1 pseudogene is annotated in these 504 nt (G+C 52.6%); it reads right to left on the bottom strand.

The annotated features are described in order from the left end of the window. Positions 1-338: 338 nt before the first annotated feature. A pseudogene (gene astD / locus HF257_RS33765) lies at positions 339-504 on the bottom strand (succinylglutamate-semialdehyde dehydrogenase); the annotation flags it as partial.

Raw genomic sequence — 504 nt, forward strand, 5'->3', positions numbered from 1 at the left:
AAGCTGTTTCAAACGTTTGCCGTAGGCCCCTTCCTACTAGAAGTCCTCCCTTTTTCCTCCTCTTTTTTCCCTCTCTTCTTCCTCCTCTTCTTTTTTTCTTTTTTTTTCCTCCCTCCCTCCCCCCCTTTTCTTCCTCCTTTTCTCCCTTTTCCCCCTTCTCCCTCTCTCTCTTTTCCTTTTCCCTTTCTTTCTCTCCTTTCCTTTCCTCTCTTCTCCCCTCCCTTTTTTCCCCTCCTCCCTTTCTCCTCCTCCTCTTTTCTTTCCTTTCCTTTCCCCCCTCTCCCCCTCCTCCCCCCTCTTCTCTCCTCTTCCCCTTCCTCCCCCCCCCTCTTTTTCTTTCCTCCCCTTTCCCTCTCCCTCCTCTTTTCCGGACTCCCTTCTCCTTTCTGGTTCCTTTTCTTACCCGTGCTGCTTTATCCGGTGAAGAACAACCCTTCGATTCCTGGGTTTTCCTCCCAGGCGATGCCGGTTTCCCGCGCACCTTGCAGCAGGTGCAGTACGCCC

It is taken from the genome of Pseudomonas cremoris (assembly GCF_014230465.1).